The following is a 25339-nucleotide window of genomic DNA, read 5'->3' as shown; positions in this document are numbered from 1 at the left end:
TTATGCGGCCGGCGCTTTTACTACGATTTCGATGGTTTACGACGGAAAGGGCTGGGCCATGAAGCTCGCGCTTGCACAGATCGATATGCGCCTGGGTGATATTGAGGGCATTTGCGGCCGCATCGAGGACCAGGCTCGTCTGGCCCACGAGCGCGGGGCGCGCGTGCTGTGCGTTCCGGCTCCGCTCTTTATGGGCGCCATGCCCGGTGGCCTGGTGGGCGCTGCCGACTTTGAGCACGACGTGCTTGCCGGTTTGACTGGTGTCGCCGAGCGTATCCAGGAGCTTGACATGATCTGCATCGTGCCCGCGGCGGTTTCGTTTGAGGGCCAGCCGCTGCTCGACTACATGATGCTCAAGGACGGTCATGTGGTGCCGGCGCGTTCGAGCATTGCCCTGCAGCGTGGCGAGAACAACGACACACGTTGGGCGCCGCCGGTGTTCGACGTGGACGGCGTGCGCATTGCCGTGATTTTTGACTTGGACCGCGAACTCGAGATGTTGCCGACCGGTGTTGACCTCATTGCGTATTTCCAATTCAACGCGTTTGACATGACCGACCGCGAGACTGCCGCCATTGCTGCCGTTCGCAGCGGCGCCTACCGCAAGATCGCATCCAAGCGCAGCGTGTGGTTTGCCTGCATGGCGCCGGTCGGTGCCTATGACGAGTCGGTGTATACCGGCGGTTCGTTTGTGCTCGACGACTGCGGTCGCGTGGTGGCCCAGGCGCCGTGCTTTGAGGAGAGCCTGCTGGTTCAGGAGATTCAGCGCGGCGTGATGCTCGATGCCCTGGAGGATCACGAACTGCCCGAGTTCCGTTCCGAGGAGTGGCTGTGGCAGGCGCTGGTGCTCGCCGTGCGCGACAACGCCCGAGCCCACGGTGCGTCGCGTGCTGTGGTGACACTCGAGGGTGACTTGCCGTCGTCCCTGCTGGCGGCGCTGGCCGTCGACGCTCTGGGCCCGCGCAATGTGATTGGCCTGGTGCTGGGGCGCAACCGTATCTTTACGCCGGCGCAGGAAGAGGCCGAGGCTGCCCGCTGTGCCGCCGTCCGCGCCATCGCCGAGCGTCTGCACATTCGCACCGTCGAGCGCGATGCACCGGATGCGGCGCGTGTGCTCGATCGCGACGTGTCGGCGGGCGATGCCGAGCGTCTGCGCTCGCGCACGTTGGGCCTCATGCTGGAGGACACGGCGCTCGAGCTGGGTGCGATGGCGCTGAGCCCGCTGTCCAAAACCGAGTACGCGCTGGCGGCGCCGGCGCTTTGCGGCGGCTACCAGGGCGATTACGCGCCCTTTGGCGATGTGTACCTGTCGACGCTTGAGTTTGTGGCGCGTGTGCGCAACCGCACGTCTGCCGTGGTGCCCCAAGAGCTCGTGACGCTCAACGCGGTGGAAGATTGTATGGAGCGCGTGCTGGCGCAAGCGCTCTCGACGCTCGACGGTCCGGTCGATATGCTCGACCGCGCGGCACAGCTGCTCGGCGGGCTTGAGCCGGGTGAGGTCGATGGCGCGCTCGAGGCGCACGTGGACCGCAATCGATCTTTCGACGACATCCCGATGGCCGCTGGCAAGCCTGAGGCTTGCTCGCTGCTGCTGATGCTCGTTCGACAGGGTGAGGCTGCCCGCCGCATGTTGCCGATGGCGCCGATCGTCTCGGCCCGTTCGTTTGCCGAGCGTGCCTGGCCGTATATGCTCGCGTGGTCCGACCTGGGGCTTAACGGCAAGGAGCGTATGACGGTCGATTCGCTGGCGCGCGCCGAGGTGCGCCGTTTTGCTGACGAGGATACGAGCGAGCGCGTGCGAAACGAGATGATGGGCGTGCTGGGCGAGCTACTGGGTATTTCGCCCGAGCAGATGGAGGAGCTGCGCTCTGAGGATGGCCAGCGTCGTTTGCATGAGGGTATGAAAAAGTTCGAGGGCGAGGTTCAGGACGCCATCGATAAGATGATGGGCGGTCAGGGCGGTCCGCAGGGTGGGCCCCAGGGTGGTCCGATGCCGCATCCGCCGGTGGATCCGAGGCAGTTCCCCTTTTTCTCGCAGAACTAACTATGGGATAGGATTCGCTCCCAGCCCCGATACTTCAACTAAGCATTTCGGCCCCGTTGTGTTATTCTAGAACAGACGTTCGTGAATGATGCGCGGGGCCTTGTCTTGCGCTGTGCTTGTGGCGAGGGGAGGTCGGCTTGGTCATTTTGGGTATCGACCCCGGTTTGGCCCATACGGGTTGGGGGATTATCGAGGAGCGGCGCGGCGAGGTTCGCTGCCGTGCCTACGGCTGCATCGAGACCAGTGCCGGAAGTCCGCTCGCGGTGCGCCTGTCGCATATCGCCCGCGACCTCAAGGGTGTCGTGGAGCGTTATCGACCCGATACCGCTGCTATCGAGAGCATTTACTTTGGTGCTAACGTTCGCTCGGCAATTCCTACGGCGCATGCCCGCGGGGCTGCACTCGTGGCGCTGTCGGAATGCGCGCTCGAGATTGGCGAATACACGCCCATGCAGATCAAGCAGGCTGTGGTGGGCACCGGCGCCGCGGACAAGCGGCAGGTCGCCTACATGGTACGCACGCTAACGCAGCTCGACCACGACCCGCATCCCGACCATGCCGCCGATGCCCTGGCTTGCGCCATCTGCCACGTAAACCTCAGCCGCACCCGCGCCCTCACCGGTGGCGAGTTCTATCAACAGAGAGGAACCGGATACTGATGATTTCCCAGCTCCACGGAACGCTTGTCGAGGCCACGATGAGCTCTGCTGTCGTCGATGTGTCGGGCGTTGGCTTTGAGCTCGGCATTTCGGGCAGCACTGCGGCCACGTTGCCGACGCCCGGTGGCGAGGTCCGCCTCTACACGCGTATGCAGGTGCGCGAGGACGCCATGACACTTTTCGGTTTTTCCTCAAAGGATGAGCGCACGATGTTCGACCGGCTCGTGTCCGTTTCGGGCGTTGGCCCGCGCCTGGCGCTTGCCGTGCTTTCCACCTATACCGTGGGGCAGCTGTATTCGCTGGTGATGGCCGAGGACGACAAGGGCATGGCCAAGGTACCCGGTGTGGGCAAAAAGACAGCTCAGCGCCTGATCCTGGAACTCAAGAGCACCTTTGCCAAGGATAAGGGCTTTGTGCCGGTCGACGTGATTCCCGGACAGGTTGCGATGCCCGTGCCCGCTGCCGCTCCCTCGGCGATCGATGATGCCCGTGCGGCGCTCCTTTCCATGGGCTTTAGCCCGCAGGAGACCGATGTTGCCCTGAGCGGGTATGATGGGCAGAATATGCGTGTCGAGGATCTGCTCGGCGCGGCGCTTAAGCGACTCGGAATGGATGCGTGATGTGGGAAGCCGATGACTCTCAGGACCTGTGGGCGACGCCCGGCAACTCGCCGGCGGCATCCATGGCGCACGGCGAGCGCATGGTGGGCTCGGAGCTGACGGCCGAGGACCTCGATGTCGACCGCACTTTGCGCCCCCAGCGCCTGGACGATTACTGTGGTCAGGAGCACATCAAGCAGAGCCTGCGCGTGTTGATCGAAGCGGCGCAGAGCCGTGGCGAGACGCTCGACCACGTGATCTTCTCGGGTCCTCCGGGCCTGGGCAAGACCACGCTGGCCACCGTTATCGCCAACGAGCTGGGCGCTCAGATCAAGACCACGAGTGGCCCTGCCATCGCGCGCACGGGTGACCTGGCGGCCATCCTTACCAACCTGCAGCCGGGTGATGTGCTGTTTATCGACGAGATCCACCGCCTCAACCGTTCGGTCGAGGAGGTCCTGTACCCCGCGATGGAGGACTTTGCCCTCGATATCGTGATTGGCAAGGGTCCGGCGGCGCGCTCGATTCGCCTGGATATTCCCAAGTTTACGCTGGTAGCGGCAACGACCCGCTCAGGCATGTTGACCGGCCCGTTGCGCGACCGCTTTGGCATTTCGTATCGCCTGGATTACTACACGGTCGAGGAGCTCGCGCAGATTGTGACGCGCTCGGCGACTATCCTGGGCGTGACGATCGACCATCCCAGTGCACTCGAGATCGGCTCGCGTTCGCGCGGCACGCCACGTCTTGCCAACCGCCTTCTCAAGCGCGTGCGCGATTACGCACAGGTGCGTGGCAGCGGCCCTATCGAGCTCGATATCTGCCGCCAGGCGCTCGAGTTTTTCGAGATCGACGAGCTCGGTCTGGACTGGATGGATATTCGCATTTTGGAGACGCTCGCTAAAACGTTCTCCGGTCGTGCCGTGGGACTTACGACCCTTGCCAGTGCGGTGGGCGAGGACCCGGGCACGCTCGAGGATGTCTATGAGCCCTATTTGCTGCAGTGCGGGTTGATGATTCGTACGCCGCAGGGCCGTCAGGCAACCCTTCGCACCTTTGAGCACCTGGGGATTGAACCTACCGTTTAGGGCGCTTTGTTTTGGCGGGCTGTTGGACTATCGCTGGGCATCGGGTAAACATATCGCCGTTCATCGGTTATGGGCGTTTTACTATTGCGCGCCCGTGCTATGCTGAATTGGTCTTTTTCTCATTCGGTAACGAAAGGACCGCCCATGCCTACTGACATCGAAATCGCACGTTCTGTCACGCCACTGCCTATTACCGAGGTGGCCAAGAACGCCGGCGTCGACGTTAAGCACCTTATTCCGTACGGCTTCGACAAGGCTAAGGTCGACTATTCACTGCTCAACGAGCCGACTGATCACCAGGCCAAGCTCGTCCTCGTGACCGCTATCAACCCAACGCCCGCGGGCGAGGGCAAGACCACCACGACCATCGGTCTGGCCGACGGCCTGCGTCGTCGCGGCGTCAAGAGTGCCGTTGCCCTGCGCGAGCCTTCGCTCGGCCCCGTCTTTGGCGTTAAGGGCGGTGCTGCCGGCGGCGGCTGGGCTCAGGTCATCCCCATGGAGGATATCAACCTGCACTTTACCGGCGACTTCCACGCTATCGGTGCCGCCAATAACCTGCTGGCCGCCATGCTTGATAACCACATCCAGCAGGGCAATCAGCTCGGTATTGACGTTAAGCGCATCACTTGGAAGCGCGTCGTCGATATGAACGACCGTCAGCTGCGCCACGTCATCGACGGCATTGGCGGTAAGGCCCAGGGCGTGCCGCGCGAGGACGGCTTCGATATCACCGTCGCCTCCGAGGTCATGGCAATCCTGTGCCTGTCTACGAGCATCAGCGACCTCAAGGAACGCTTGGGTGAGATTGTCGTCGGCTATAGCTTTGCCGGCGAGCCCGTCCGTGCCCGCGACCTCAAGGCCCAGGGTGCCATGGCCGCGTTGCTTAAGGACGCGCTCAAGCCCAACCTGGTGCAAACGCTCGAGGGCACGCCCGCGTTTGTCCACGGCGGTCCCTTCGCCAATATCGCCCACGGCTGCAACTCCATCATGGCCACGCGTATGGCGATGCGCTTTGGCGATGTTGCCATTACCGAGGCCGGCTTCGGTGCCGATCTGGGTGCCGAGAAGTTCCTCGACATCAAGTGCCGCATGACGGGCGTTCGCCCCAGCGCCGTCGTGATCGTCGCTACCGCTCGTGCGCTTAAGTACAACGGTGGCGTCGCCAAGGCCGACCTCAACGAGGAGAACCTCGAAGCACTCAAGGCTGGCATGCCCAACCTGCTGCGTCACGTCGACAACATCCAGAACGTTTATGGTCTGCCCTGCGTGGTCGCCATCAACCGCTTCCCGACGGACACCGAGGCCGAGCTTGCGCTCATCGAGTCCGAGTGCCAGAAGCTCGGCGTCAGCGTTAAGCTTTCCGAGGTCTGGGCCAAGGGCGGCGAGGGCGCGCTCGACCTGGCCGATGAGGTCATGCGTCTGATTGAGCAGCCGAGCGAGCTCAAGTTTGCCTACGAGGACGGCGCCGATGTGGCCGACGCCCTCGAGGCCGTTGCCACCAAGGTCTACCGCGCCGACGGCGTCGACTTTACGCCGGCTGCCAAGCGCCAGCTCGCCGAGCTGCGCGAGAACGGCTTTGGCAACCTGCCGGTGTGCGTGGCCAAGACGCAGTACAGCTTTAGCGACAACGCCAAGGCGCTGGGCGCTCCCGAGGGCTTCCACATCACCGTGCGCGAGCTCAAGGTTTCCGCCGGTGCCCACTTTGTGGTCGCGCTGACCGGCAGCGTTCTGACCATGCCCGGCCTGCCCAAGGTTCCCGCGGCCGAGAACATCGACGTCGACAACGACGGCAACATCACCGGCCTGTTCTAAGCCTGCTGCTCATAGCCGCTTGCCCGCCCCGCCGTGCCCACAAGGCCCGGCGGGGCTTTTTGATCCTTAGGACCGCGCATGTCTTGTAGATACCGACGGACTCTGCCCATCATAGGCTTTTGCGCGGGTAGAATGCATGGATAACTTGAGACTCACGCGCGACGGAAAGGAATCGTTGCATGGATCAGGACAAGACAACCGTGATGGGCGGCTACGGTTCCGCGCAGGCTGGCGATAGCGCCGATGCGACCCGCGTTGTTCCCAACCCCGGTTATACCGACCCCGCCGCGACGCAGCCTTCTGCCGAGCCCACCCGGGTTATGGGCTATGGCGACACGGCGCAGGATTCTTACGCTGCATCTTCGCAAGGCCCCTATGGCAACGCAGCTCCGGATCCGTTTGATTACGCGCCGCAGGATTCTTATGCTGCCTCGACGCCGAATCCCTATGACAACCTGCCGCAAAATCCCATTCCGCAGCCTCAGCAGACGACGTATATGCCTCGCACGGCGCAGCCTCGCTACGAGTCGCGCGAGCCGTATCGCGAGTACCCCAAGTCGATTCCGCAATATGGCGAGGACGAGGAGAAGAAGCCGTCGCGTTCGTCGAGCGTGATCAAGAAGATCCTCATCGTGCTGGCGATTTTCTTTGCCTTGTCGGTCGTGTTCGCCATCGTGTCGGGCATGCTCAACAAGCGGGGCGCCACGACCGATGCCACGACCGAGCAGGCCGAGACCACCCAGTCTGCTGCCGTCGACCTGAGCGATATCCCGGGACAGTACTGGTCCAACGCCAAGAAGCTCCTCAAGTCACGCGGAGCCGACCTTTCGAACGCCGTGATCCTGACCGACGATGGCTCAACGCCCGTCATCGATTCCAACTGGGTTGTTACGAATGCCTACTATAACGACAACGGCAACCTGGAGATTCAGCTCACGCACAAGAACAGCTATGGCAACTCGTCCGGCGGCCAAAGCGGTACCGACAGCTCGAGCTCCAATACGCTGGAGGATTTGAGCAACAAGGCACAGGAGTTGGGAGACAAGGCACAAGAGCTGGGCGATACAGCCCAAAACCTCGGCGATACTGCTCAGAATCTGGGCGATATGGCTACCAATGCCTGGGACGCGCTGCAAAACGGCATCTCGGGCGCGCAGGGAAACTAGCTGTTAAGCAGGCTACAGTTGCTCGGCCGGACGGTCGGGCGAGCTAAAGCCCGAATCAAAGGTGACGACGCATGAGGCATCGGGTCGGCGCTCGTGCACGATGCGCGTGACGAGCCCCAGCAGCTCCTCGTCGGATATGTCAAAGCCGTCGGGACGCACCAGGTCAAACGAAACGAACCCGTCGTGCTCGTGCAGGTCGTGGATGGAGAGCGCGGGATCGATCTGCATGACGCCGCGCTTGACCCAGCCGCGCAAGTCATCGCCGGTTGTCGCGATGGGGTCGCAGTGCAGTGTGATACCAATGCCCATCTGGCGCTTGATGTCGTGCTCGATGGTGTCCAGAATCTCGTGGTGCTCAAACGCGTCGCCCTCGCCGGGCATCTCCACGTGGGCGCTGGCAAACTGACGACCGGGGCCGTAGTCGTGCACCATGAGGTCGTGTGTGCCCAAGACCTGCGGATAGGACATGATCTTGTCGCGGATTGCCTGGACGAGCTTGGGGTCGGGCGCTTGCCCCAGCAACGGGCTGATGGCGTCGCGCACCAGGCCCAGGCCGCTGATGCAGATGAAGATGCCCACACCCAGGCCTGCCCAGCCATCGAGATCAAAGCCGGTCGTCTGCGAAATAAGCGCCGCCACCAAGACCGAGCCCGAGGTGATGACGTCGTTTTTGGAGTCCTGCGCCGTGGCGATGAGCGTTTCGGAGTCGATGCGATCGCCCAGCGTGCGGTTGAACGCTGCCATCCAGAATTTGACGAGCATGGACAGAACAAGGGCAGCCATGGAGAGCGCCGAATACACGGTGGGCGAGGGCTTGATGATCTTGGTGACCGACTCGAGGATTAGGTTGATGCCGACGGCACAAACCAGGACGGCGACAAACAGACCAGCCAGGTACTCGTAGCGGCCGTGGCCGTAAGGGTGGCCCTCGTCTGCCGGGCGGCTGGCAAGGCGGAACCCGAGCAGGCTCACGATGTTGCTCGAGGCATCGGAGAGGTTGTTGAAAGCGTCGGCGATGAGGGAGACGGAACCGGCGAGCAGGCCCGCGATGCCCTTGGCCAGGCACAGGGTGATGTTGAGGCCAATGCAGATGAGGCTTGCGGCAAAACCCGCGTTGGTGCGGCAAGATGCATCGACCGGCTCGTCCTCGCCGCCGGGAACAAGCGTATGTACCAGCCGATTTACAAATAGCATAGCGGTCGTCCTCACAATCATGTTTAAGGGGATAGTGTAGCTCGCGCGGGGGCGCCGTGCACCGATGCTCAGAAAATGCAGCAATAGTCTGCCGGTGCTAACGAGCGAGCCTTCTTGTCTGCCTGGGTGGTCCATTTTGGGCCACATGGGTATGGGCATGTGCCTGTTTGCTCGACATACTTAATGTCGACAGCCCCTGTGCAAAGGAGGACGTTTCCATGGACGAGATGTTTGCCATTAAATGTCAAAACTGCGGCGGCCCTATGTACTCGCACCAAGCTAAGCGCAGCTTTGAGTGCGCCTATTGCGGCACGGTCGTTCCGTGGCAGGCGGACGCCGGAGAGCCCAAGAGCGCTTTGGGTATTCGCCATACGCCGTTGACGGTGGTGGATGGACTGCTCAAACTCACGCATGTGTCGCAACTCGAGCGCCCGGAGGACCCGGACTGGTATTTCTTCAACGCGCACTGGCGCAATCAGTCGGTCCTGGAACATCTGCTGTGGGAGGATCGCGGCACGGCGCAAGAGTTCCAAGAGGTCACGCATGTGAGCATTCCTTGCCCCTTCTGCGGGGCGTCCTTTGAGGGCGAGTCAACGCAGCGCGTGTTTGAGTGCCCGTCCTGCGGCAACAAGATCGGCATTGCCGACCTGCTCAAGCCCGGTACCTTCAGCAAGCGTCTGACCATGGGCGTGGGTGCAGAGTATGTGCCGGAGCAGGGCATTCCCTGCGAAATCTCGCCGCAGCAGGCACGTGCCAACGCACTGCAGCTGGTGCGCCAGTATGCGGAATCCTTTGCCGGGCACGACGTGGAAGATGCGATCCAAAACGACATGATGCTCTTCTATTTCCCCATGGCGCTGGCGGACCTGCGCATGATGGCGTCCTTCCCGGGCAAGGGCCTGAGCAAGGAGACCTTGGTGTACTACGAGGTGCTCGACTGGGCATATCCCAGGGCAAACTACCTGGACGTTCGCCTCATGGGCATTTTGGAGCCGTGGGACTTTGCCAAGGTTGGGCCGTTTGACCCGGCCATGCAGGAAGGTGACTTTCGCGTTGTCTCCGTCGATGCGTCTACCAAGGACCAGGTGGTTATTGATAAGTTGGCGCTCGACGTTGCGGGCAACGACGCCGAGGCGGTGCTGGGATTCAATAAAAAGAGCATCCGCACGTGGGCGCGCAAGGCCCGCAAGCACAAGGACGGCTTGGTTATGGTGCCGGTGTACTTTGTCGATCGTCCTGCCTCGGATAGTCGCGATGGCGAACAGGTGCGCATCGCCGTGAACGGCCAGACGGGCCGCGCGGCTGCGGTGGTGTTTAGTGACAAGCGCGAGACGCATGTGGTGGCACCGCTCAATCCCAACGTGATGCTGTCGAGCGAAAGCACCGTGCACGCCACGCCCATCGAGGTCAAATACGTTAAATCGCCGTTCCTATACCAGATCGTACGCCGTGGAGGCTGCGAGCAACCGCGCCAGGTTGCAGCCGCCGTCGAGGGTTCCTACCGAGAGGAGAAGCCCAAACGTCGCGGCCTGCTGGGTGCGCTATTTGGGAAGTAGGGGAGTGGCGCCGGGGTGTCGGGCTGCATCACAAGGTCATTAGATGAATTTAAAAGTGCTGGGAACGTGCTAACATTGCCGATAGCCTTAATCTTGTAGAAGCGGAGGCCGGATTATGGGTTTTGCGGATCAGCAGCTTCAGATTCAGGTACCGTATTCTCCTGACGACACGTTTAATGCCTTGAAGGCAGCTATGGAAAAGCTACCTAAAGTAAAAGTTGATAGCGCATCGCCCACAACAAGAACAGTTGCAGCCGAGATTGGTATGAGCCTTTGGTCCTGGGGTGAAAATATCAGTATTTCGGTTGTTCCAGTTGAAGGCGGATCTGGCGTTACTGTCATCTCGTCATCTAAGGTCAGGGCAAACGTATTAAACGGGGGCAAAAATGCAAAGAATATTGCCGAGATAGTCGATGCCCTATCGAAGGAGCTCGAGCAGTATCCGCAGGTCTCACAGACTATTGAGACGCTGGTGGATAGTGGTGATGTAGCTGCAAGGCTCGAGAGGCTTGCAGCGCTGCGTGAAAGTGGAGTACTTACCGAGGAAGAGTTTGCTGCAGAAAAGGCGAAAATTCTTTCGTAATTAGACACGATGGTTGGATTTGCATTCTGGTATTGAACTTGTTTATACCAGGCTGAAAACATCGTGTGGAATAAAAGTGCGCAGTAGCCTCGCCTTATACAGCAATAGGGACCTCTTTTGGGCGCCCTGCCTTTGGTGCGTCGGCGAGTCGTGCCTCGATGGAAGCTTTGGACACCATTCACTTGGTGCCATCCTTCCATGAATCCAACAGCCCTGCATTTATCAGTTGCGATACCCGCGCTGAGCTAACACCGAGTATACGCGCGGCATTCGCTGCGGTGACGGCGGGGATGTCGGCGAGTTCGCGGCTGACGGCTACGGCGATAATCTTGCCGCCGTGTCGCGGCTCATGTCCGAAGTCTGGCGCGGGAAGTTCAATGCCGTCCGAATCAAAGAACTCGAATTCCCATGCGTAAACCAGGTAAGACCTCCTCTAATGGCGAATAATACGAGGCGTACTCCTAGAAGCATTGCCAGTCGCATTGATGCGGCTGATCATGCCTATCTTAAAGCCTCGCGCGGACTCGAATTTCAATGTCGCCTAGCGCCTTCGTGCAGGATTCCCGAAGTGACTAAAATGTGACCATAGAGGCAGTTTTAACTCTAACCATGGGGAGCGATGTGTATGGACAACAACACTTTGCTATTCCAGGGTAAGGGTTCGGGCAGGTTTAAAGACGTCAAGATCTACCCTAATCGCATTGAGGTACTCAAGAAGGGCACTTTCGGCGGCAAGCACACCGAGATTGTCTACCTTAAGGACATCACGGGGGTCAGCAGGATCAAGGGCCGCGACGTTTTTCTGCGCAACAGGCTGTTGACTGCCTGTGTCTTTAGCCTGAGCAGCCGCTCCCAGGCTCAGGAATTCGTCAACGTGCTGAACATAGTGATGTAGCCTATGGCGGCGTTCGGGCCAAGGTAAAAATCGGGGGCACAGAACGGTGTCCTACGCTCCCGATTGAGTCGATGTGTTTAAAAGGCCGGCTTGCCTATTCGCTAGCGCCTTCGCTGTCTTCGCGGTCACTGGCAAGCTTTGCCGCGCCAGCGACCGTTGTCGCCACGGCGGCAGCGGCGAGCCCGGCGGCGATACCAGAGCCGTCGCCCGTGTCGGCGAGTTTTCCGCCCGAGTCCTTGCTCTTGTTGCCGCCGCCGTTCTTGTCGGCGCCGTCTGCGTTGGAACCCGTGCCGCTGCCGGTGCCGCCTGCACTGCCCGAGGCCGCTACGGTAAAGCTTACGGCTCCATCGCTGGCGAGCATGTAGTTCTGTGCCGCGTCGCCCAAAAGGTCTTTCGCGCGCACCCAGTACGTCCCTGCGGCAAATGTTTCGCCCTCGGCCATTGCCGTGCCCGGAGCGCCGTTCGCGTCGTGCACAAACTCGAGCTGGGCCGTGCAGGCATCGGTTTCGAGCTTGCCCTCGAGTGATGCCGCAATCTTGGCGCGCACGTCTTCGCCGGCCTTAAGGCCTTCGAGTCCCTCAAAATGGGGCGTCAGCGCGCGTCGATCGATATCGATGGGCACAGAGCCCTGCAGCCCCGTAACGGTCTCGTTGCCCAGGGCGTCGACATCCACGTATTCGATGGCAAACGCGCTGCCAGAAGCGGCCACGTTGAGTACGTTGCTGCTGTCGACAAGGCGGAAATGGCCCTCGCCAACGGTCTTGCCATCTTGGAGCGAGGCATCGCTCAGCGAGTCTCCATACGTCATGTGCATGCGGTCCGGGAGGCAGCATGAAACTGTTGGCTTGTGCTTCGCGTCGTAATTGCGTTGGTAGATGCTCCGGGCCAGTGCCGAATCGACAAAGTCGGACGCGATAATGCCAACGTGCTTGAGGCAATCTGACTTTGTTTTATCGCTGCCGCTGGGATTGATGTACTGGCTCTTGTACAGATGCTCGTTGACCACTCGCGCCGCGGTAAAAGGATTGCTTCCTTGTTTGTAATTCGTGCAACTGGTGTAGTTGATAGACCAGCAGCGTTCCAGGACTTGCACCTTGGCGCCATCATTGTCCTCGACGTCCACCTTGTTGCGCGTGAGATTGGTCGTCTCTCGCAGCGCCATATCGACCCAGCTAATCTTGTCGGTTCCGGTGCATTCAAAATGGTCCTGGGCGTATACCTTGGTGCAATAGGGCTCTTTGTCGCCCGCATTGCCCGTAGTCTCAAAGCCTCGCGCGTCTTGGACGAGGCACATCGACTGCCCGGAATGCGCCTTGATTTTGTCGTCCCATTGGGTGAGATCGAGGCCCCACGTGTGGCTGCTTACGCTGTTGCCGGCGAGTACAAATCGACGCAGCAGGACGATCTTTCCGCGCACCTCGTTCAGTGTGGGGATTCGGCTCGACGTGTAGAACAGATCGGGATTATCGTGCATAACCTTGGCGAAAGCCGTCGTAACGCTTTCGTCGGTAGCCTCGTCGTTGCCTCGTGACGCAAGCATGATGAGCGCTTCTGACGGGTTTTCGTTCAAAAATGTTTTGAAGTAACCGATGACATCGGAGAGATGCATAAAGCCCCCGTCTTTTTTGAGCAGGTAGCATCTTCCATGGTCGATACCGGGGTCGCCGTTCTCGTCGTTCCTTCCGAGTCGGATATCAAAATAGCGAATGCCTTCGAGCAACTGCGTCGGGATGTAATCCTGCTGGCACTTTGCTTGTGAGGATTGGGGCTCGGTGTCGTTGTCCACGCTGCAGGTGCCCGAATCATGCGTGCCCGGGATACTCAGCTCGTCGAGGTACTTGTTGTCGTCGACGTATTTCATCCAGCATGGTCCGTCGACGTAGCTGCTATACGTGGTCCAGTCGATACTTCTAACTGTGGTATTGATCTTGCCCATGTCGTAACCGACAAGTTCTAGCTCCCACGGAATGCTCTTACTCTTATGGCAGATCTTATTGTTGTCCTGGTCTTTGCCGTCCGATTCTATTGCCAGGTACTTAATGTCTTTTTTCTCGGTTTCTTTCTCGACCGTGCGGTCTCGAATGATATAGGTTCCGTTTGATTGACGTTCGAACGCAAAAGCGCGGCTGGGCTTGTTGTCATACTCGCCGCCCCATACGTGGATGACCTTTCCATCTTTGTCCGAGTCGTCGTCGACCGACCAAATGCTGTAGCCCGTCTTTTTATGCTCTTCGAAATTGAGCAAGGTGCGGATAGCATACCAGTTTGTATCGTCATTCTTGGTCGTTACGTTCTCAAGGATGAGCTTGCTGGACGTGCCGTCGTTAAACAGGTGGCAGACGTTGCCGCGAACGTTGCCGTCTTGGTTGACGCTCGCGGTGCGAAAATAGCCCGCGGGGCGAAGGCGAATGACGAAATTGTCGAGGCTGTCCGACGGTGCGGGTGTGTTGTCTGCAAATGCCGTTCGCAGGGGAATGCCCGGCGCTGCGGTTTCAGGCAGGCTTGCAAGTGGTGACAACGCCGCAAGCCCTAGGCCCAGCGTAAACGCTCGGCGGCTGATGGCATGGTGTTCGGTCATATCTCCTCCGTTCGCAGGGTGCGGTTATGCACTTGTTTTGGTCACTATACTGCCCAGATGTTTAAAGACGCCGGTTTAAATTGCCTGCGCGGCGTTATAAATCGGCGGGCGGACGTGTTGGGGCACTTGTCTATTTGTGCTGTTATCACGTCTGGGATGGTTTTGGAGCCCGGCATCCTGCGTTCGTCGGCTACCGGCATAAGAATGGGGAGGGTCGGCTTACCGGCCCTCCCTGGGTACGAAGCGCTGGGATACCGTCGCTTGTTTGCACTGCGTCCGTGTTTCCCGTTGTGCTCGCCAGTCGCTTAGCGCTTGATCTCGATATCCTCGAGCTTGACGTCCATGGCCTCGGTCTTGGCCTTGGCGATGTCGTCGGCAAACTCCAGAGACTTCATCATGGTCTCGACGGCGTCCTTGTGCTCCTCGACATTGTCGATACGTACGTACACACTGCCGCCGTCAACGTCAGTGAAGTACTCGGTCGTCACGCCGCCCGAGTGCGTAAAGTAGGCGCTGCGCCAGGTCTTGCCGTTGTACTTAACGGGATCGCTCTCGGTCCATCCGGAGTTGGCCTTCCACTTTGCCTCGTAGTCAAACAGTTCATCGGCGTTCTTGTCAGGATCGAAGACGGGGATGAAGCGGTCGCTGGCATGCTCGCTCTCGGTGAACTTAAACTGGGCCCTGTCGGCGGTATCGCCTGCGACGTCCGTGATTTCGACGCCCTCGGGGACTTCGACCTTAAACCAAATGAAGTCGGTCCTCATATCCACGGCTGGCTTTTCCGCGCCGCCGTCACCGCCACTGCCGGTAGCGTCGCCGTTTCCGCCACAACCCACCAGGGCAACCGCGGCAAAGAGACTGATGCAGAGGGTGAGAATCGCAAAGGCCTTCTTTTTCATGGTCGTGTCCTCCTCGATCTGTAACCGCCCATGGATTACCTGCCTTTACTGTACGCGCGGACGGCTCGCTAGGGTGGGCCATGTGTCCCATTCTGGGGGCTGGAATTGCGCCGACAAGTGGCAATATGTGCGGTCGCAAAAGAGGGGAGGGCCGATGCTGTCGGCCCTCCCCGGGGTGAGGTGCCCGTTGATTTAATGGGGCGCGCGTGCGTGGGCGTTGCCCCAACAGGTTCCTTGTTTATAGATATGCCTCAGTTTTTGACGTCCGGAAGTCTCGAAAGGTGGGCCATGTGTCCCATGTTTGCGGTGCCGAGGCCTATCGTTCGTCATAGAAATCCGCGATGGCCAGGTGCGCTGACGCTCATGTACTTATGGGCTAGACTTAGCACCATTATGTGATTGATGCGGTCGGTCGGCGGTTGCCACCCGACCGATGTATATGACTTGAAGGTGCGTGCGTATGAGCCAAGAGATGATGGATAAAACATGTCGAGAGTTTGCCGAGGCGCTTGCCGCACGCGAGCCGGTTCCCGGCGGCGGTAGCGCGAGCGCCTTTGTAGGTGCACTGGGCGCCTCGCTTTGCGGGATGGTTGCTCGCTATGGGGCGACAAACCCTGCGCTTGCCGATCGCGCAGACGATCTGACGCGCGCGTTTGCCCAGGCGGATGAGTTGGCGCAGGAACTTGTGGGTCTGGTCGCCGAGGACGTTCGTGCGTACGGCCAGGTGTCCGCGGCGTACGGTATTCCGCGTGACGATCCGACTCGAGCGACCGCGATTCAGGATGCGCTGCATGTGGCCGCTCTGCCGCCGTATCGCATTATGGATGCCTGCGGGCGTGCGCTGGCGCTGCTCGAGGACATGGCCGACAAGGGTTCGCGTCAACTGCTGTCCGATGTGGCGTGCGGCGCCGTGTTCTGCCGTGCCGCTATGCAGGGCGCGAGCTTGACGCTCTTTGCGAACACCACGTCTATGAAGGATCGCGCTCGTGCTAAGGAGCTCGAGACGGCGTGTGATGAGTTGCTCGACACATGGTTGCCGCGCGCCGATGCGCTGGCGCGCCGCGCCTCCGACGCTGCAAGGAAGAGAGGATAGCCATGGCTGAACTGCTGAAGGGTGCTCCCGTTGCTCGCGCTTTGACTGAGGAACTTGCTGCTCGCTGCGCAGCCCTGCGCGAGCGGGGCGTTGTTCCGACGTTGGCTATCGTGCGTGTAGGTGAACGCGAGGACGACCTATCCTACGAGCGCGGTGCGCTCAAGCGCTGCGAAAAAGTGGGGATTGAGGCTCGTCGCGTTTTGCTTTCTGCCGATGTTTCGCAGGACGAGCTGTTGACGGCCATCGAGGACATCAATACCGATTCGGCTGTTCATGGCTGTTTGATGTTCCGCCCGCTGCCCGCCGGCCTTGACGAGAACGCCGTCGCCGCAGCGCTCGATCCCGCCAAGGACGTTGACTCCATGACGCCGGCTTCGCTGCTCACCACGCTTTCGGGGCGCGGCGAGGGTTTTGCCCCCTGCACAGCCGAAGCCGTGCTGGCTTTGCTGGATCATTACGGCGTTGAGCTGGATGGAGCTAAGGTTGCTGTGGTCGGGCGCTCGCTGGTGATCGGGCGTCCCGTTGCCGCCGCACTTACGGCTCGCAATGCCACGGTGACGACGTGCCATACGCATACACGCGATCTTGCTGCCGAGTGCCGTTCTGCCGATATCGTTGTTGCGGCCGTTGGACGCGCGAGCACGATTGGCGCGGATGCCGTTCGCGAGGGCCAGACGATCATTGATGTTGGCATTAACTGGGACGAGGCTGCTGGCAAGCTGGTCGGGGACATCGATTTTGATGCTGCGGAGCCGGTCGTTAACGCCATCACGCCCGTGCCGGGCGGCGTGGGGGCTGTGACCACCGCGATTCTCGCCAAACACGTGATTGAGGCGGCGGAGCGCGCATCGAAATAGGCGTTTGGGCTGTTTGAGGGGTTAGTTCTATACCCCGTGGACAAAAAATGCCAAATATGAGTACTGTTGCCAAGATAGTCACATATATTTTAGGTTAATTTGGCTCTCTAACGATATTTATTATCGATAGAAGCCTATTTTATTGGACCTATGGGGAAGTACATCATCTAATTTTTGAACAAATGTAGACTTTCGACACCCATGCGTAGCAAAATTGCTGTTACTAAATTAGTGACAGTACTCATATTTGGCATTTTTTGACCACAGGGGTTGCCAGCGCCGTGGTTTCGCCCTTTCTGCGCCGAAGCGATACACTGTTGCCGTTTGATTTCTTCGCTCAAGGAGGATGCGCATGCCGTGCACAACGATTCTGGTCGGTAAAAACGCAAGCTACGACGGGTCGACCCTGGTCGCGCGTAACGAGGACTCGTCCAACGGGGTGTTTGAGCCCAAACGTATACGCGTGGTGCATCCCGACGAGCAGCCGCGCGTCTACACAAGCGTCCTGAGCCACCTGACCGTTGAACTGCCCAATAACCCCATGCGCTACACGAGCGTCCCCGATGTTGTCCCGGGCCACGGCATCTGGGCCGAGGCCGGTTTCAACGAGCTCAATGTGGGCATGTCCGCAACCGAGACGCTCACCACCAACGAGCGCGTCCGCGGTGCCGACCCGCTCGTCGACTACGTACCCGCCAAGGGCAACGAGGGTGAGGACGGCTATGTGCCGGCGCAACCTGGTGGCCTGGGCGAGGAGGATATGGTGACCCTGGTCCTGCCGTACGCCAAGTCCGCCCGCGACGGCGTTCGTATCCTGGGCGACCTGCTCGAGCGCTACGGCACCTACGAGAACAACGGCATCGCCTTTAGTGACGTGGACGAGATCTGGTGGCTCGAGACCATCGGCGGCCACCACTGGATCGCCAAGCGTGTGCCTGATGACGCCTATGTGACCATGCCCAACCAGCTGGGTATCGACAGCTTTGACCTAGACGACGCCGAGGGCGCCCAGACCGACCACATGTGCTCGGCCGACCTGCGCTCCTGGATGGCCGAGTGGCATCTGGACCTGACGTTGGGCGTCGAGGGCGACGGTCCGGCAACGGTCTTTAACCCGCGCGAGGCCTTTGGCTCGCACAGCGACAGCGACCATGTCTACAACACGCCGCGCGCCTGGTACATGCAGCGCTGCCTCAACCCCGGCGACGTGTGGGACGGCCCCGACGCCGACTACACGCCCGAGAGCGACGATATCCCCTGGAGCCGCGTGCCCGAGCGTAAGGTGACCATCGAGGACATCAAGTACGTGCTTTCGAGCCACTACCAGGGCACGGAGTACGACTGTTACGGCAGCAAGGGCACGCCCGCCACGCGCGGCGCCTATCGCCCCATCGGCATCAATCGCAACAGCCAGCTCGCCGTGCTGCAGCTGCGCCCCTATGCGCAGCCGGCCTACCGTGCCGTGCAGTGGATGGCCTTTGGCTCCAACTCGTTTAACGCGCTGGTTCCGCTGTACGCCAACGTCGAGACCATGCCCGAGTACTATGCCGACACGCAGGCTCGCGTGACGTCCGAAAACTTCTACTGGGCCAACCGCCTGATCGGCGCCCTGGCTGACGTCCGTTTCCATGAGTGCGGCCGCGCTGTGGAGGACTACCAGGAGAAGGTCGGCGGCATGGGCCACAAGCAGATTCACGACGTTGACGCTGTCGTAGCCGCGCTGCCCGAGGCCGAGGTGCCTGCCGAGCTCGCCCGCGCCAACGAGGCCTTTGCCGAGCTCGTGCGCGTGGAGACCGATGCCCTGTTGGGCAAGGTGCTCTACACCACGAGCTGCGCCATGAAGAACTCTTTCGCGATGAACGACAACGTGAGGTAGGGATTTCCCGTCGATTGAATAGCGCTAAAACGCTTTGTCGCTTTCGCTCAATCTTGGGTACAAGAACGCCAATGCAGTTGTTTGTGATTGGAGACAACCATGGTTATGAAACTCGATCAGCTTGTTAACGGCGCCATTAACGTGGGCTTTGGCGCTGCCGCCGTTGCTGTCGAAGGCGGCAAGAAGGTTCTCGACGACCTTAATACCAAGGGCGAGCAGGTTCGCAAGGACGCCGGCGCTCCCGATATCGCCCGCAGTGTGTCCGACATGTTCGAGCAGGCCGGCGGTACCATCTCCGATCTGACCGAGCGTCTGGGCATGCAGGGCGAGACCGCGGCCCAGCGCGTGCTCGATGAGCTCATCCTTGCTCGCGTCCGCGTTATGACCGCGTCCGAGCGCACGGCCTTCCTGGCCCACGTGCGCGACATCGTCGATTCGGTCGAGGACAACGTGACCTCGGTGCCCGTCGAGTCCGTTGAGCCCGACGATGCGAAGGATACCGAAGAGGCCGAGTAGCAGCGCAGATGGCAGATTCCACCACCGATTACAACAAACTAGATCCCCTGGGTGACGAGGCGGCGGTTGTCGATGAGGTCGACGCCGCCGTCTCGGGCGCTCGCAAGAAGCCGCGCGCTGTCGATATGGTGCCCGAGGAGCCCGACGCGATGGCGCCGGACGAGGAATACCAGCTCACGCCGGCGGGTCGCCGCGAGCGTATCGGGCAGATTGTTCGCCTGGTTAAAAAGTACCGCGTGTGGGATAACCTCACGCCGGTTCGTTTGCGCCGCCTGCTCGAGGAACTCGGCCCCATGTTCGTCAAGATGGGGCAGATTCTGGCCAACCGGTCCGAGATTCTGCCGCAACGCTTTTGCGATGAGCTGCGCCGCTTGCGCTCCGACGTGGAGCCGGTGCCGTACGAGGTAGTGCTCCGCTGCTTGGAAGAGGAATACGGCCTGCGCCTGGGGGAGATGTTCGATGCGATCGACCCCAATCCGCTTGGTAGCGCATCGCTCGCGCAGGTGCACCGCGCTCGTCTGGTGACGGGCGAGGACGTGGCCGTCAAGGTGCAGCGCCCCGGTGCGCAGCAGGTTATGGCACAGGACATCGATATCATCCGCTCGGTGGTGCGTATCGTTTCCAAGTTCGTCAATACCGATCAATTCGTTGACCTGCACGGCGTAGTCGAGGAGCTGTGGACCTCGTTTCGCGAGGAGACCAACTTTTTGGCCGAGGCCAAAAACCTCAACGACTTCTACGAGTTCCATAAGAGCGTTCATGGCGTGACGTGCCCTAAATCCTATCTGGACCTGTGCACCGAGCACGTGGTGGTCATGGATTACGTCGACGGCATTTCGATCGCCGATCCTGAACGCTTAGTGGCCGAGGGCTATGACTTGGAAAAGATCGGTGCCGCAATCGTCGAGGACTATTCGACGCAGGTGCTCGACGACGGCTTTTTCCATGCCGACCCGCATGCGGGAAACATCATCCTCAAAGACGGAATTGTCTACTTTATCGACTTGGGCATGGTCGGACGCATGTCGAGCCACGACCGTGGCATCGTCAAGGATATGATCTTTGCCGTGGCCGAGGGCGACGTGCCAAAGCTCAAGGATTCGCTCATGCGCTTTGCCGTGACGCGCGGCGATTCGGCCGAGCTTGACCATTCGGCCTTTTTGTCCGACTTGGACTTTATTGTTGCCGACTTTGCCGGGCTCGACCTTAAAGACCTGGATATCGGCGAGTTTTTGACCTCGCTGTTAAACCTCGCGCGTAAGAATGACGTTGAGCTGCCGAGCGTGGTGACGATGTTCGCCCGCGGCATGGTGACGCTCGAGGGCCTGTTGACCGAGTACATGCCCAACGTCAACATGATCCAAATCATCCAGACGCATATTAAAAACGAGAAAAGCACCTATGCGCGCATGCGCGAGATGAGCCGCGACTTTGCAGCGAGCAGTTATCGCGCGGCGAAGGGCTCGCTCGAGGCGGCCGAGTATCTGGGCTTGGCTTCGCGTATGCTTACGCGCGGCCAGCTTAAGGTGAACACGCAGATCATGAGCAGCGATAAGGCGCTGCGACAGCTAGGTGGGATTATCGACCGCATGTCGATGGCAATTGTGATCGCCGGTCTGTTTATCGGTTCGTCGGTGGTGTACTACGCGCGCATCGAGCCGGTTGTGTTTGGTATCCCGGTCATTGGCTTTATGGGCTACGTGAGCGCGCTGGTGCTGGCGCTTATGTTGGGCCGCAATATCTGGCTCAACAGTCACGGCGGCAAGCACTAGAGGCTGCGGCCGTCACCGCATTTTCCTATCGCAAACAATAGCTTTTACCTTGGGCTTCGCCTGCGTGCGAGGCCCTTTTGCGTGATACCATTTTGACGGTAATAATCGATGGCCTAGATGGTGGTGCGGAGACGCACGAATGCGCGGTTATCCTGCGCATTTGGGAGAATCGGGGTGCAAGTCCCCAGCTGTACCAGTAACCGTAATTCCTCTTGGCTCGGGATGCTCGCGTCGCAGATCGGACGACGTGCCCGAGTCGTTAAGGTTAAGTCGGATCGCCTCCCGTCTTGCATGCGGCTGCGGCTTTTGCCGCCGGTGTGCATAGGGCTCTGGAGGGAAGGGGGACCCCGATGGGGGAACTCGAGCGCAACATGCGCGATGACGTGGGGCAGTCTCAAGGCAACGCTCCAAGTGCAGACAGTAGGAGACAAATGGATATGTTTGAGGACGAGTGCCAGCGCGTCTCGCATCGCCGTGGCGCAATTGCGCGCGGCGTAGCCAAGCGCGGCCTGGTGGCATTCCTGGCCTTCGCGATGGCCTTTGGCACCACACCGGCTCAGCTGTGGGCCGAGGGCGCCGAGGGCATTGCCGAGGCTGTGGCTCAGACTGCGACGCCGGGCGAGGACGCAGCGCTTGCGGGCGGTACCGCTGAGCAGAGCGGCGCCGAGGTTTCGGATTCCGAGGGCGCGCCTGCAGCTAGTGCAGCCACAACAGAGGCAGCAACTGGCGACGAAGGCTCGGCGACGGGGGAGAGCCCTGCCACGAGCGAGCAGTCTTCGACGGCATCCGCTGGCCAAGTGGGATCTGCCGCCGCGGCTGCCGTTCAGACAGAGAACCCGACAGAAACCGGCGATGTTGCCAAGAAGCAGGTCGAGGTCTCGTTCTCGATTATCGGCACCGATGCTGACGGCAAGGCTCAGACCTGGGTGGCACCTACGCAGCTCAAGCTCGACGAGGGCGCGACGGCTGCGGATGCCTTCATTAAGCTGCAGGAGAAGACGGGCTTCAAGGCGAAGTACGATCCGAACACGGCATACGGTTTCTACCTCGAAAGCATCACATCCCCGAGCGATGGCCGCACGCTTGCCTACGATCCGACGACCTATGCCTACTGGCAGCTGTTCGTCGACGGCGCGTCTTCCTCGGTTGGCGCGAGCAGCGTCAAGCTCACCCAGGGGCAGAAGATTGAGTTTGCCTATACGGCTGGTAGCTCGTTCCCTGTCGTTAAGGACCAGGTTGCCGCAAATGTGACCGTCATTGGTCGCGATGCCCAGGGCAAGACTCAGACCTGGGTCGATAACGCGCAGTATGTGGTGACGTCCGGCTCGAGCGCACTTGACCTTACGAAGGTCGCGCTTGAGGCGAATGGCATCGACGCCGTTGCTGCGGGCTCCTTCATTCTGAGCCTTAAGTACAACGGTGTTGAACTGGGTACGCCCCAAGATTATTCGACCTATTGGCAGCTGTTCATCAACGGCAAGTCGAGTGACTATACGGCGGACAATGTCACCATCCATGTTGGCGATACCGTCACGTGGTTCTACGGTGGCTGGGGCGACCAGCTGCCCTCTGATTCCGTTCATGCTTCCGTTCAGGTGCTTGGTAAGGACAAGGACGGCAAGCAGCAGATTTGGGCTTCGACGGGCCAGACGAGTCTCAAGGCAGGCTCTACTGCCAAGGATCTCCTTGAGCAGACCGGCCTTACTCTCGATGCTGGCGAATCGTCTTGGGGCTGGTTCCTCAACGGCATTACTTCGCCGTTTGATGGTAAGTCCTATGGCTGGGATGCTGCGACCAAGAGCTATTGGCGCTTCTACGTAAATGGCAAGTTCGCCGACGTTGGCGCCGGTGCCTACAAGCTCCAGGAGGGTGACGCCGTCACCTTTATGTATGGTGCTGACGCCGATGTCCTCCCCGGTCAGGTGCTTGGATCCGCCGATGTTATCGGTCCCGATGTCAACGGGAACAATACGCGTTGGGGCACGGCAAGCAATGTTTCTCTGCCCGAAGGCTCCACGGCCCAGAACCTTATTGAGGCAGTTCTGAAGGCCAAGGGCGTTGCGTACAACGGCTCCCAGAGTGGTGAGTACTGGTTCCTGAATTCCATTACTTCGCCGTTCGATCACAAGCCGTATGGTTGGGATGCTGCGACCAATAAATATTGGCATCTGTATATCAACGGAGAGCCCTCCTTACTCTGCGCCAATCAGATTACGCTCAAGAGCGGCGATAAGGTCACGCTTGCCTATACCACCGATAATTCGCCCATGCCCGATCCCGACAAGATTGTCGTGGATCCGAGCGCGACGACTCCTGATTGGGATGCCGAGTGGGCCGGCTACGGCAACAGTGGCAACGGTTCGACCGTAACGGATGCCAAGACGCCTGCGCAGGCTTCCGGTCTTAAGTGGGCCTTCGATTGGAAGGCCGAGTCTGGTCAGCAGTATGCCAATTGCAGCGAACCTGTCATCGCCAACGGCTTTGTGTACATCGCGACCGAGAACGAGCTCATTAAGATCGATTCGTCCACGGGCAAAAAGGTTGCCTCTGCGCCGCTTGCCTCCAAGGTGAGCTATACCTCCCGTCCGATCTATACCAACGGCCTTATCATCGTTCCGCTCAACGGCGGTGCGGTCCAGGCGATTACTGCAGACAAGCTGATCTGCAAGTGGCTGACGCCTGGTTTGACGGACTTGACGCAGAGCTCCTGCACCGTCGTTTCGGACGGCGAGTACGTCTATGTAGGTACGGCTGATGGGAAGAAATACGTCAACGGTTCCTTTACGCGCATCAAGATCACCACAGGCGAAGTCTCTTGGCAGAACATCGACGCAGCTGAGGGCTATTATTGGACTGGCGCTGCCCTGACGGATAAGTACGCCATCGTCCCCACGAGCGCAGGTACGCTTAAGTGCATTGATAAGGCAACGGGCGATGTCGTTTCGACCATGAAGCTCGGCACCCTTGCGAACGCTGACTGCGTCGCCGATCCGTCCAATGGCTCGACCTTCTATCAGATGACGCACGACGGAAAGCTCCATGTGATTTCGCTTTCGGCGAAGGGCGTGCTGAGCGAGCAGAAGACGGTCGACCTGGGTCTTACGAATAACATGAGCGCCCCGGCGATGTCTGGCGACAACTTGATTGTCGGTGGGCAGACGGCTACTGGATCTGCTCTGGTTCTCTATAATCTGAAGACTGGTAAGACCACGATGGTCACCGCTGCTGACGGTAAAGAGCTGCCGGCCGGATTTAACGGTATTGCTGCTACTCCGCTGGTGAGTGTTCAGGGCGGCAAGACCTATGTGTACTTCACCGTTAATAGCGCGGATAGCAAGGACTACGTCAGCTACTCTGCTGGTGGTGGGGTGTATCGCTATACGCTCGGCGATGCAGAGGCGACGCAGATTTATGATGCGGCTGGCCATTACCAGTACTGTGACTCTCCGGTCATTGCCGATGCATCTGGCAACCTGTACTACATCAATGACTCGGGCACGCTGTTCAAGCTTGGGGCCGTTGAGTCTTGGACGGTTGCCTTTAATTCCAACGGCGGGTCTGCTTGCGACACTAAGTTTGTTGCCACGGCCGATGGCAAGCTGGTCAAGCCGGCCGATCCGACGCGCGATGGCTACACTTTCGGCGGTTGGTATACCGATGAAGCCTGCACGCGGGCGTATGACTTCGCCACGCCGGTGACGGCCGATCTGACGCTGTATGCCAAGTGGACCAAGAATGCCGTTAACCCTGGCGGTAATGGCGGCGCAGGTTCGAATGGCGGCGGCGGTTCTGGTACCGGTACTGGTTCCGGCACTGGCGCTGGCACTGGCACGGGTTCCGGCTCCGGCTCGAAGGGCGGCGCTGTCGCCCCGGGTCATAAGCCGACGACCAAGACGACGGTGTCGACCAAGGCCGAGACCAAGGAAAACAAGTCCGACAAGAAGGATGAGAAGAAGTCTGACAAGAAGGACAACAAGTCCGACAAGAAGTCCGATACGGGTGCTGCTTCCACGACCACTGCTAAGAAGTCCTCTAGTGCTTCCGAGCAGGAGACTGGCACCAACCCGCTCGCCATTGTTGGCGTTGCCGCCGGCGTCATCGGTCTCGCCATCGTCGGCGTGTTCGTGTTCACCAAACGTCGGTAGGTGAGGG

The 25339-nt window shown here is 60.0% G+C and carries 18 protein-coding genes; 15 read left to right on the top strand and 3 right to left on the bottom strand.

The features are described from left to right. The first annotated feature begins 58 nt into the window (after window positions 1–58). From ABG996_RS07485 to ABG996_RS07460, 6 genes are all read left to right on the top strand, one after another. Entirely contained in the window at window positions 59–2044 is a 1986-nt protein-coding gene (locus tag ABG996_RS07485; RefSeq protein ID WP_347478892.1) for an NAD(+) synthetase, read from the top strand. A gap of 137 nt (window positions 2045–2181) precedes the next feature. After that, window positions 2182–2703 (top strand): crossover junction endodeoxyribonuclease RuvC, encoded by a 522-nt coding sequence (ruvC, locus tag ABG996_RS07480; RefSeq protein WP_035137351.1) that lies wholly within the window; start codon window positions 2182–2184, stop codon window positions 2701–2703. Then, window positions 2703–3323, top strand: coding sequence for a Holliday junction branch migration protein RuvA (gene ruvA / locus ABG996_RS07475; RefSeq protein ID WP_055310211.1), 621 nt, complete (start codon window positions 2703–2705; stop codon window positions 3321–3323). Before ruvC ends, ruvA begins: the two co-directional genes overlap by 1 nt. Further along, a complete protein-coding gene (ruvB, locus tag ABG996_RS07470) occupies window positions 3323–4390 on the top strand; it encodes a Holliday junction branch migration DNA helicase RuvB (RefSeq protein WP_117769533.1) in 1068 nt (355 codons plus the stop codon). Before ruvA ends, ruvB begins: the two co-directional genes overlap by 1 nt. 144 nt (window positions 4391–4534) lie before the next feature. Further along, the gene (locus ABG996_RS07465; RefSeq protein ID WP_347483834.1) at window positions 4535–6202 is read left to right on the top strand and encodes a formate--tetrahydrofolate ligase; all 1668 of its coding nucleotides are present in this window, start codon (window positions 4535–4537) and stop codon (window positions 6200–6202) included. Window positions 6203–6381: 179 nt separating this feature from the next. Beyond that, window positions 6382–7368: a hypothetical protein gene (locus ABG996_RS07460; protein ID WP_347478890.1), complete on the top strand. Its 987-nt coding sequence runs from the start codon at window positions 6382–6384 to the stop codon at window positions 7366–7368. Between the two features lie 12 nt (window positions 7369–7380). Here ABG996_RS07460 and ABG996_RS07455 read toward each other — a convergent pair whose 3' ends face one another. Beyond that, on the bottom strand, window positions 7381–8562 hold the full coding sequence (locus ABG996_RS07455; RefSeq protein WP_260699241.1) for a cation diffusion facilitator family transporter: 1182 nt from the start codon (window positions 8560–8562) through the stop codon (window positions 7381–7383). Between the two features lie 218 nt (window positions 8563–8780). Between ABG996_RS07455 and ABG996_RS07450 the strand changes: the two genes are divergently transcribed. The 3 genes from ABG996_RS07450 to ABG996_RS07440 all read left to right on the top strand — a co-directional run bounded on the left by ABG996_RS07450 (window position 8781) and on the right by ABG996_RS07440 (window position 11596). Further along, the gene (locus tag ABG996_RS07450) at window positions 8781–10118 is read left to right on the top strand and encodes a TFIIB-type zinc ribbon-containing protein (RefSeq protein ID WP_347478889.1); all 1338 of its coding nucleotides are present in this window, start codon (window positions 8781–8783) and stop codon (window positions 10116–10118) included. 115 nt (window positions 10119–10233) lie between these two features. After that, complete coding sequence (locus ABG996_RS07445) at window positions 10234–10701, top strand: SHOCT domain-containing protein (RefSeq protein WP_347478887.1); 468 nt, start codon at window positions 10234–10236, stop codon at window positions 10699–10701. A gap of 625 nt (window positions 10702–11326) precedes the next feature. Next, the gene (locus ABG996_RS07440; protein WP_346978928.1) at window positions 11327–11596 is read left to right on the top strand and encodes a hypothetical protein; all 270 of its coding nucleotides are present in this window, start codon (window positions 11327–11329) and stop codon (window positions 11594–11596) included. 94 nt (window positions 11597–11690) lie between these two features. On the opposite strand, the gene ABG996_RS07435 is transcribed toward ABG996_RS07440, so the two are convergent. Together ABG996_RS07435 and ABG996_RS07430 are read right to left on the bottom strand one after the other, a co-directional pair. After that, window positions 11691–14174 carry a phosphatidylinositol-specific phospholipase C gene (locus ABG996_RS07435; RefSeq protein ID WP_347478885.1) on the bottom strand — a complete coding sequence of 828 codons (2484 nt, stop codon included), beginning with the start codon at window positions 14172–14174 and terminating at the stop codon, window positions 11691–11693. Window positions 14175–14479: 305 nt separating this feature from the next. Further along, on the bottom strand, window positions 14480–15073 hold the full coding sequence (locus ABG996_RS07430) for a hypothetical protein (RefSeq protein WP_346978925.1): 594 nt from the start codon (window positions 15071–15073) through the stop codon (window positions 14480–14482). A 460-nt stretch (window positions 15074–15533) separates the two neighbouring features. Between ABG996_RS07430 and ABG996_RS07425 the strand changes: the two genes are divergently transcribed. The 6 genes from ABG996_RS07425 to ABG996_RS07400 all read left to right on the top strand — a co-directional run bounded on the left by ABG996_RS07425 (window position 15534) and on the right by ABG996_RS07400 (window position 25332). Next, window positions 15534–16166 (top strand): cyclodeaminase/cyclohydrolase family protein, encoded by a 633-nt coding sequence (locus tag ABG996_RS07425; protein ID WP_346978923.1) that lies wholly within the window; start codon window positions 15534–15536, stop codon window positions 16164–16166. Between the two features lie 2 nt (window positions 16167–16168). Further along, a complete protein-coding gene (locus ABG996_RS07420) occupies window positions 16169–17023 on the top strand; it encodes a bifunctional 5,10-methylenetetrahydrofolate dehydrogenase/5,10-methenyltetrahydrofolate cyclohydrolase (RefSeq protein ID WP_347478883.1) in 855 nt (284 codons plus the stop codon). A 352-nt stretch (window positions 17024–17375) separates the two neighbouring features. Continuing rightward, a complete protein-coding gene (locus ABG996_RS07415; RefSeq protein WP_347478881.1) occupies window positions 17376–18899 on the top strand; it encodes a C69 family dipeptidase in 1524 nt (507 codons plus the stop codon). 99 nt (window positions 18900–18998) lie between these two features. Then, entirely contained in the window at window positions 18999–19415 is a 417-nt protein-coding gene (locus ABG996_RS07410) for a hypothetical protein (protein ID WP_347478879.1), read from the top strand. Window positions 19416–19423: 8 nt separating this feature from the next. Then, window positions 19424–21187, top strand: coding sequence for an ABC1 kinase family protein (locus tag ABG996_RS07405; protein WP_347478878.1), 1764 nt, complete (start codon window positions 19424–19426; stop codon window positions 21185–21187). Window positions 21188–21537: 350 nt separating this feature from the next. Continuing rightward, window positions 21538–25332 (top strand): DUF4430 domain-containing protein, encoded by a 3795-nt coding sequence (locus ABG996_RS07400; protein ID WP_347483835.1) that lies wholly within the window; start codon window positions 21538–21540, stop codon window positions 25330–25332. Window positions 25333–25339 lie beyond the last annotated feature (7 nt).

The sequence above is a fragment of the Collinsella aerofaciens genome (assembly GCF_039836695.1).
Lineage (GTDB): Bacteria > Actinomycetota > Coriobacteriia > Coriobacteriales > Coriobacteriaceae > Collinsella > Collinsella aerofaciens_BD.
This window is presented reverse-complemented; position numbering and strand designations above follow the sequence as displayed.

Bases quoted from the DNA above. Each gene is read 5' to 3' on its own strand.
- ruvB (WP_117769533.1), top strand. From the start codon at position 3,323: ATGTGGGAAGCCGATGACTCTCAGGACCTGTGGGCGACGCCCGGCAAC.
- ABG996_RS07410 (WP_347478879.1), top strand. From the start codon at position 18,999: ATGGTTATGAAACTCGATCAGCTTGTTAACGGCGCCATTAACGTGGGC.
- ABG996_RS07420 (WP_347478883.1), top strand. From the start codon at position 16,169: ATGGCTGAACTGCTGAAGGGTGCTCCCGTTGCTCGCGCTTTGACTGAG.
- ABG996_RS07400 (WP_347483835.1), top strand. From the start codon at position 21,538: ATGGGGGAACTCGAGCGCAACATGCGCGATGACGTGGGGCAGTCTCAA.
- ABG996_RS07405 (WP_347478878.1), top strand. From the start codon at position 19,424: ATGGCAGATTCCACCACCGATTACAACAAACTAGATCCCCTGGGTGAC.
- ABG996_RS07430 (WP_346978925.1), bottom strand. From the start codon at position 15,073: ATGAAAAAGAAGGCCTTTGCGATTCTCACCCTCTGCATCAGTCTCTTT.
- ABG996_RS07485 (WP_347478892.1), top strand. From the start codon at position 59: ATGAAGCTCGCGCTTGCACAGATCGATATGCGCCTGGGTGATATTGAG.
- ABG996_RS07440 (WP_346978928.1), top strand. From the start codon at position 11,327: ATGGACAACAACACTTTGCTATTCCAGGGTAAGGGTTCGGGCAGGTTT.
- ABG996_RS07465 (WP_347483834.1), top strand. From the start codon at position 4,535: ATGCCTACTGACATCGAAATCGCACGTTCTGTCACGCCACTGCCTATT.
- ABG996_RS07425 (WP_346978923.1), top strand. From the start codon at position 15,534: ATGAGCCAAGAGATGATGGATAAAACATGTCGAGAGTTTGCCGAGGCG.
- ruvA (WP_055310211.1), top strand. From the start codon at position 2,703: ATGATTTCCCAGCTCCACGGAACGCTTGTCGAGGCCACGATGAGCTCT.
- ABG996_RS07450 (WP_347478889.1), top strand. From the start codon at position 8,781: ATGGACGAGATGTTTGCCATTAAATGTCAAAACTGCGGCGGCCCTATG.
- ABG996_RS07435 (WP_347478885.1), bottom strand. From the start codon at position 14,174: ATGACCGAACACCATGCCATCAGCCGCCGAGCGTTTACGCTGGGCCTA.
- ABG996_RS07455 (WP_260699241.1), bottom strand. From the start codon at position 8,562: ATGCTATTTGTAAATCGGCTGGTACATACGCTTGTTCCCGGCGGCGAG.
- ABG996_RS07445 (WP_347478887.1), top strand. From the start codon at position 10,234: ATGGGTTTTGCGGATCAGCAGCTTCAGATTCAGGTACCGTATTCTCCT.
- ABG996_RS07415 (WP_347478881.1), top strand. From the start codon at position 17,376: ATGCCGTGCACAACGATTCTGGTCGGTAAAAACGCAAGCTACGACGGG.
- ABG996_RS07460 (WP_347478890.1), top strand. From the start codon at position 6,382: ATGGATCAGGACAAGACAACCGTGATGGGCGGCTACGGTTCCGCGCAG.